General features: G+C 71.7%; 7 protein-coding genes. 3 read left to right on the top strand and 4 right to left on the bottom strand.

Going from position 1 to position 6803, the window contains the following annotated elements; all coding sequences use genetic code 11:
• Nucleotides 1–33 precede the first annotated feature (33 nt).
• Entirely contained in the window at nt 34–1065 is a 1032-nt protein-coding gene (locus ACIQWX_RS25485) for a LacI family DNA-binding transcriptional regulator (protein WP_400875736.1), read from the top strand.
• Between the two features lies 1 nt (nt 1066).
• Here ACIQWX_RS25485 and ACIQWX_RS25490 read toward each other — a convergent pair whose 3' ends face one another.
• The 4 genes from ACIQWX_RS25490 to ACIQWX_RS25505 form a co-directional block, all read right to left on the bottom strand.
• The gene (locus ACIQWX_RS25490) at nt 1067–2941 is read right to left on the bottom strand and encodes a glycoside hydrolase family 27 protein (RefSeq protein ID WP_400875738.1); all 1875 of its coding nucleotides are present in this window, start codon (nt 2939–2941) and stop codon (nt 1067–1069) included.
• Nucleotides 2942–3052: 111 nt separating this feature from the next.
• Nucleotides 3053–3511, bottom strand: coding sequence for a dihydrofolate reductase (locus ACIQWX_RS25495; protein ID WP_400875741.1), 459 nt, complete (start codon nt 3509–3511; stop codon nt 3053–3055).
• Nucleotides 3508–4305 (bottom strand): thymidylate synthase, encoded by a 798-nt coding sequence (locus ACIQWX_RS25500; protein ID WP_400875744.1) that lies wholly within the window; start codon nt 4303–4305, stop codon nt 3508–3510. The genes ACIQWX_RS25495 and ACIQWX_RS25500 overlap by 4 nt, the downstream gene beginning before the upstream one ends.
• Nucleotides 4306–4315: 10 nt before the next feature.
• Nucleotides 4316–4912: a TetR/AcrR family transcriptional regulator gene (locus ACIQWX_RS25505; RefSeq protein ID WP_400875747.1), complete on the bottom strand. Its 597-nt coding sequence runs from the start codon at nt 4910–4912 to the stop codon at nt 4316–4318.
• A gap of 53 nt (nt 4913–4965) precedes the next feature.
• Between ACIQWX_RS25505 and ACIQWX_RS25510 the strand changes: the two genes are divergently transcribed.
• Together ACIQWX_RS25510 and ACIQWX_RS25515 are read left to right on the top strand one after the other, a co-directional pair.
• A complete protein-coding gene (locus ACIQWX_RS25510) occupies nt 4966–5637 on the top strand; it encodes a class II aldolase/adducin family protein (RefSeq protein WP_400875750.1) in 672 nt (223 codons plus the stop codon).
• Complete coding sequence (locus tag ACIQWX_RS25515; RefSeq protein ID WP_400875753.1) at nt 5634–6575, top strand: carbohydrate kinase family protein; 942 nt, start codon at nt 5634–5636, stop codon at nt 6573–6575. Before ACIQWX_RS25510 ends, ACIQWX_RS25515 begins: the two co-directional genes overlap by 4 nt.
• The last annotated feature ends 228 nt before the right edge of the window (nt 6576–6803 follow it).

Raw genomic sequence — 6803 nt, forward strand, 5'->3', positions numbered from 1 at the left:
GAGCTAGTCAAGCGCCTGAGGTACTGTCGCAGCATGCCTCCGCGGAAACTTTCGGAAACTCCCGGAAACGTCGCCAAGCCGGCCACGATCAGCGAGGTCGCGCTGCTGGCCGGCGTCTCGGTCGGCACCGCGTCCAAGGCGCTCAACGGCCGCGGGTCGTTGCGCGCGGAAACCCGGCAGCGGGTGCTGTCCGCCGCCGAGCAGCTCGGCTTCCAGCCCAACCGGGCGGCCGTCACGCTCAACTCGGGCCGCACCTACACCGTCGGGATGATCACCACCGACACGATCGGCCGGTTCAGCATCCCGCTGATGATGGGCGCGGAGGACGCGCTGGGCGCCGGGGAGATGTCGGTCTTCCTCTGCGACGCCCGCGACGACCCGATCCGGGAGCAGTACTACCTGCGCACGCTCCTGTCGCGCCGGGTCGACGGCATCATCGTCACCGGCCGGCGGACCCAGGCCCGGCCGCCGATCGGCGCCGCGCTGCCGATCCCCGTGGTGTACGCGTTCATCAGCTCGGCCGACCCGCACGACTGCTCCGTCGTGCCGGACGAGGCCGGTGGGGCCCGCAAGGCCGTCGACCACCTCCTGGCCACCGGCCGCCGCCGCGTCGCCCACGTCACCGGCCCCGAGCACCACCACTCGGCGACCGTGCGCGCGGCCGCGGCCGCCGGGCGGCTCGCCGAAGACGGGCTCGACCTGGTCGGCGCGCCGATGTTCGGCGAGTGGAGCGAGGCGTGGGGACGCCAGGCGGTGCGCATCCTGCTCGGTGCGGACCACCCGTTCGACGCGGTGTTCTGCGGCAGCGACCAGATCGCCCGCGGCGTCGCCGACGCGTTGCAGGCGGCCGGCCGGCGCGTGCCCGACGACGTCGCGCTGGTCGGCTTCGACAACTGGGACGTCATGGCGCTGGCCTGCCAGCCGCCGCTGACCAGCGTCGACATGGAGCTGGAGGCGCTCGGCCGGACCGCCGCCGACCTGCTGCTGGCGGCGATCAACGGCGAGCCGTCCCCCGGCAGGCACACCCGGCCGTGCCGGCTGGTGATCCGGGACTCGACGGCGTAGGTCACCGCCGGGTCCACTGCTGGTTGGCCCCGCCGCCGCAGGCCCAGAGGACGATCTTCGTGCCGTTGGCGGTGGCGGCACCGCTCGCGTCGAGGCACAGCCCGGACAGCGCGTTCGTGATGGTGCCGTTGCTGTTCAGGGTCCACTGCTGGTTGCGCTGGCCGTTGCAGTCCCAGATGACGACGGCGGTGCCGTTGCTCGTGCCGTTGTTGTAGGCGTCCAGGCACTTGGTGCCGTTGACGACGAGCCGGCCGCGCACCGGCGCCCACGTCTGGTTGGGGCCCGCGGCGCAGTCCCACAGCTGCGTCTGGACGCCGTTGGTGATGCTGTTGTCGTTCACGTCGAGGCACCGGCCCGACTGCGTGCCGGCCACCTGGACGGCGGCGGTGCCGGGCAGAGGCAGGATGGCGACGTCGGTGACCTGCGGCGGGGTGCCCGTGATCCGGTTCGTCCCCTTGCCGAGGGAGACGATCGCCGAGACGGTCTTGGCCGCTCCCCCGGTCGCCGGGAAGGTGACGACGGTGGGCTGCTGGCTGTTGACCGCCAGTGTCGCTGTCTGCGTCGTCGTCGCGCTGTAGGTGAAGGTCGCGACCGCCAAACCCGTTGCCGCCGCGGTGATCGCGGCGTTCGAGGAGTAGTGGGCGGACGCGGCGTCGGTGCCCTGGACGGTCAGCAGGACCGAGTCGTTCGCCGGGACGCTCACGCTGTAGCCGGTGGCGTGGCTGCCGTTGTCCTGGGCGGTCCAGAGGTTCCTGACTTTCGCCGTGGCCGCTGTCAGGCCGAGGTCCGCCCATCGCACGGTCATCGTCGCCGTCGAGGACGTCCGGTTGAGCAGGAGCACCGCGCGTTTTCCGTTGCCGCTCAGGACTTTGCTGTAAACCTGGAGGCCGTCGGCGTCCTCGGCGACCTTCACCCCCTGCAGGCCGCGCGGATCCTGGTCGACCGCGATCACCTCGCGGTTCTTCAGGATGGTGGCCGTCTCGGTGCTCATCGTCGCGAGGTTGTTGCCCGCCAGCAGAGGCGCGCCGGAAACGGCCCACATGCCGAACTCGGTGCGGCCCTGCGCGGCCGTCAGTCCAGGCAGGCCGACGGTGAGCATGTCGGGGTCGTTGACGTACCCGGTGTGCTGCGAGACGGGGTGCTGCGCCTGGTCGAAGTTGGTCAGCGCCTGCGGGAGCGTGGCTGTCTGGCCGTAGTAGATGATGTCGGTGCTGGTGCGCCACATCGGCGCGGTGCCGGGGCCCCAGTTCCACGGATTTTTCTTGCCCCAGTTGCAGATCGACAGCGTGAGCGTGCGCCCGGTCTGCGCGGTCGCGGCCTGGTTGGCGTCGCTGATCGCCCGGTACGTGCTCGCCGGGTCGAGGCCCTCGGCGTCGCCGCCGCACCAGTCGACCTTGACGAAGTCGAAGCCCCAGCGCTGGAACTGCAGCATGTCCTGCAGGTAGTGGCCTTCGCTGCCGGAGCCGGGCGCGGCGGGGCGGCCGGTCGGGAAGTAGTAGCCGCAGCCGTCGCGCCCGGCGTCGGTGTAGATGCCGGCCTTCAACCCCTTGCCGTGCAAGTAATCTGCGATGGCTTTCATGCCGCCGGGCCACTCTTCTTCGTCGACGGTGATGTCGCCGGCAGAGTTCCGCGTGCCCTGCCACCAGCCTTCGTCGATGTTGACGTAGGTGTAGCCGGCGTCCTTCAGACCGGACGTGACCAGCGCGTCGGCTTGCGCTTTGATGACGGCGTAGTCGATCTTGGCGGCGAAGGTGTTCCAGGACGCCCAGCCCATCGCGGGTCCCGGGACCGGGGCTTCCGCGGCACTTGCGGTCCCCGTACTCAGGAGCGTTCCGGTGAGCAGCAGGAGCACGGACAACGCGTGGCGCAGCTTCATGGCGGGGCTCCGACTTCGTCGTCGAAAGTGTTAGCGTTAACATTCCGGGCTACGGGTGAATTGTTGACCTCCGGCGAATCCCGCGTCAACCGGCGGATGGTGGAAAGGTCGCTAGCCCCAGGTCAGGAACCGGTAGTGCAGCCCGGTCGACGACTCCTGCCACTCCCCCGTGGCGTCCGGCGCCCGCCCCACCTCCGGCGCCCGCGTGTCGCCCTCGAAGGTCTCGCGGATCTCCGTCACCACGATCCGGTCCGCGAACGGCAGCGCCGCCCGGTAGACCGCCGCGCCGCCGATCACCCAGGCGTCGTCCGGCACCGCGTCCAACGCCGGCGTCAGCTCCGGGAACGTCTCGACGCCCTCCTGCGGTGTCGACGACAGCACCAGGTTGCGCCGGCCCGGCAGCGGCCGGAACCGCGGCGGCAGCGACTCCCACGTGCGGCGTCCCATGAGGACGGTCGCGCCCGCCGTCAGCGCGCGGAAGTGCTTGAGGTCCTCCGGCAGGTGCCACGGCAGCGTGCCGTCGCGGCCGATGACGCCGTTCGCCGACTGCGCCCAGACCAGGCCGATCACACCGCCACCGGCGCCTTGATGCCCGGGTGCGGGTCGTAGCCGTCGAGCGCGATGTCGTCGTAGGTGTAGGCGAAGAGGCTGTCGGCCGCCTTCAGGCTCAGCGTCGGGAACGGCCGCGCGTCGCGGGCGAGCTGCTTGCGGACCTGCTCTTCGTGGTTGTCGTAGATGTGGCAGTCGCCGCCGGTCCAGACGAAGTCGCCGACCCGGAGCCCGACCTGCGCGGCGATCATGTGCGTCAGCAGCGCGTAGCTCGCGATGTTGAACGGCACGCCGAGGAACAGGTCCGCGCTGCGCTGGTACAGCTGGCACGAGAGCTCGCCGTCGGCGACGTAGAACTGGAAGAACGCGTGGCACGGCGGCAGCGCCATCTGCGGGATCTCCCCGACGTTCCACGCCGACACGATGATGCGCCGCGAGTCCGGGTTCTCGCGCAGCGTGCGCAGGACCTCGGCGATCTGGTCGACGTGCCCGCCGTCCGGGGTCGGCCACGACCGCCACTGGACGCCGTAGACCGGGCCGAGGTCGCCGTCCGGCGCGGCCCACTCGTCCCAGATCGTGACGCCGTTGTCCTGCAGCCACCGGACGTTGCCGTCGCCGCGCAGGAACCACAGCAGCTCGTAGGCGACCGACCGGAAGTGGACCTTCTTCGTCGTGATCAGCGGGAAGCCGTCGGCCAGGCGGTAGCGCAGCTGGTGCCCGAAGATCGACCGCGTGCCGGTGCCGGTGCGGTCCGCCTTGCGGGCGCCGGTGTCGAGAACGTGGCGGAGCAGGTCTTCGTACTGCGTGTCGGGCATGCCCGCGAGCCTAGACGAGCCGCTCCAGGTAGGCCCGGAGCATCGCCTTCAGCTGGTCGAGCAGCGCGGCGGCGCCGTCGGGGTCGGCGCGGAACGCCTCCTGGATCACGGCGTCGGCGGCGAGGAACGCGGTGCGACACGCCGTCGCGGCCTCTTCGTCGTCGCGGAGCCGGCCCTGGGCGACGAGCACGCGGTGCACGCCGGCGGCCATCACGCGCTTGTGGGCGACGTCGGCTTCCCGCGTCGCCTGGGTGAGGCCGCGGCCCAGCCAGAGCGCGCGGAACCCGGGTTCGGCACGGTAGAGCGCGGCGAACGCGTCGACCAGCAGGCCGACGGGGTCCTCCCAAGTCTCGGTGGCGGCCTGGTCGGCGAAGGCCGTCATGAGGTCTTCGAGGCGGGCGAGGTAGCCGTCGGCCAGCGCTTCGGTGATGGCGTCGCGGTCGGGGAGGTACTGGTAGAGCGTCCCGACGGAGACGCCGGCCGCGGCGGCCACCCGCGTGGTCGTCAACGCCTCGACGCCCTCTTCGGCGAGCAGCCGGTCCGCGGCTTCGAGGACCCGGGCCAGCTTTTCGCGGGCCCGGGCCTGGCGCGGTACTCGCTGCGGCATCCGGCTCCAAACCTGAACGTGACTTTGTTTCGGGTTTATCCTAGCCTCGGACCATGGCAGCAGGAAGTTTGGTGCTCGACGACGCCCGGCGGGCGGTGGCCCGGGCGAGCAACGGCCTCGCCGCGGAGGGCCTGCTGATCGGCACGGCGGGCAACGTGAGCGTCCGGGCCGGCGAGCACGTGGCCGTGACCGCGACGGGGGTCGTGCTGGGCACAGCCGGGCCGTCGGACGTCACGGTCGTCGACCTCGACGGCGGCGTCGTCGACGGCGAGCTGGCGCCGACCTCGGAACTGGAGCTGCACCTGGGGATCTACCGGCGCTTCGGCGCGGGCGCGGTGGTGCACACGCACTCCCCGCAGGCGACCGCGGTGTCCCTGGTGCTCGACGAGCTGCCGTGCGTGCACTACCAGCAGCTCGCGCTGGGCGGCGCGGTCCGGGTCGCGCCGTTCGCCGTGTTCGGGTCGGCCGAGCTGGCCGAAAGCACCCTCGCGGCGCTCGAGGGCAAGGCGGCGGCACTGCTGGCCAACCACGGCGCGATCGTCCACGGCCCGACCCTGGAGGCGGCGATGGACCACGCGCTGCTGCTGGAGTGGGCGTGCGGCCTGTACGTCCGGGCGGCGACGCTCGGCGTGCCACGGGCGCTGGACGACGTGCAGCAGGAAGCCGTCGTGACCGCGGCGGTCCAGCGCGGCTACGGCCGCCCGCGGCGGGTGGAGGACCGGTGACGCAGACCGTCGTGACCCTGGGGGCGCACGTGTTCGACGTGCAGGTCCGGCCGGTGTCGGCGATCCCCGAGGGCCAGGGCGCGGCGCTGGTGGAGCAGATCCGCTTCGGCCCGGCGGGGACGGCGGCGGGCACGGCGGTGACGCTGGCGAAGCTCGGCGCCGGCGTCCGGACGGCGGGCGCGGTGGGTGCCGACCCGATCGGCGACCTGCTGCTTTCGATGCTCGCTCAGTACGGGATCGACACGTCGCTGGTGCTGCGGCGGGCGGGGGTGCAGACGTCGGCGTCGGTCCTCCCGATCCGCCCGGACGGCAGCCGGCCGGCGTTCCACGTCCCGGGGGCGAACCTGGGTTTCGAGCCGTCGGAGGTCCCTTTCGAGGGGATTGCTTCCGCGACGCACCTGCACCTGGGCGGGCCGGAGCTGATGGGCGGAGTGGCGGCGGCGTCACTCCTGGCGCCGGCTCGGTCCGCCGGCGTGGTGACGTCGGCGGACCTGCTGGCGCCCGGCGATCCGGGGGTGCTCGCCTGGATCGACCCGGCGTTGTCCTCTGTGGACTACCTGTTGCCGAACGAAGAGCAGGTGCTCGGGTTGACGAGCGCGGTTTCCTTGGAGGACGGCGCCCGCACGCTGCTGGAGCGCGGGGTCGGTTGCGTGGCGGTCACGCGGGGTGCGCGTGGGGCTTTGGTGGTGACGCCGAAGTCGACATTGGCGGTCCCGGCGTTCGACGTTCCGGTGCTGGACACGACGGGCTGCGGCGACGCGTTCTCGGCGGGGTTCCTGCGGGGCATCGGGCTCGGACGGTCGTTGCGGGAGGCAGCGGTGCTGGGTTGCGCGGCGGCGGGGCTGGTGGCCCAGGGGCTGGGCAGCGACCACGGCGAGTTCGACTTGGCGGCAGCGGACGCCTTCGCGGCGGCGACCCCGGTGCTCCCGATCGACTGACCCAGAGCGCCCCAAGGCGGCCTTGGTTGCGTCTGACGCACCCAAGGCGGCCTTCGGTGCGTATCACGCACCGAAGGCCACATTGGGGTTGTTTCAACCTGGTTGTGGCTGGTCAGCATGGCGCAGTCGGACTGTTGTCCTTACACAGGAGCAACTGCCGCTGGGACCAGCGTGGCGACCGGGACATGGGTGAAGCCCTCGGCAAGATCGAGATGTGAGTCAACCACC

It is taken from the genome of Amycolatopsis sp. NPDC098790 (assembly GCF_044759945.1).
Classification (GTDB): domain Bacteria; phylum Actinomycetota; class Actinomycetes; order Mycobacteriales; family Pseudonocardiaceae; genus Amycolatopsis.